The sequence below is a fragment of the Psychroserpens mesophilus genome (assembly GCF_050617655.1).
Classification (GTDB): Bacteria; Bacteroidota; Bacteroidia; order Flavobacteriales; family Flavobacteriaceae; genus Psychroserpens; species Psychroserpens mesophilus_A.
The window spans coordinates 1-265 of the sequence record NZ_JBODQC010000207.1 but is presented as its reverse complement, the minus strand read 5'-3'; the positions used below and the strand labels follow the sequence as shown (position 1 = coordinate 265).

Annotated in this window: 1 protein-coding gene; it reads left to right on the top strand. The window is 38.1% G+C overall.

The window, feature by feature from the left end; genetic code table 11:
* Nucleotides 1-39 precede the first annotated feature (39 nt).
* A partial coding sequence (locus tag ACRHNM_RS16970; RefSeq protein WP_431137801.1) for a hypothetical protein occupies nt 40-265 on the top strand: 226 nt, incomplete at its 3' end.

The window sequence follows — 265 nt, the reverse complement described above, 5'->3', positions numbered from 1 at the left end:
AAGCTTAAGACAGCTAATAGTGAGGTTGGGCTTAACACTATGGATAAAGAAATGATTAAAGAGATTAATTTTGTTAGGCAATATCCAAAAGTTTATGCCTCTATCGTAGCAAAGTATTTGTCCGACAAATCTAAATCATGGGTAGGGTTGAGCAAAGCTGAGTACAATGCTGGTACAGAGCTAATAGAGGAGCTTAAAGAAATGAGCCCTTCGCAATTACTATACCCTAAAGCGTGTGTGTATGAAGCCGCAAAAAAACATGGTG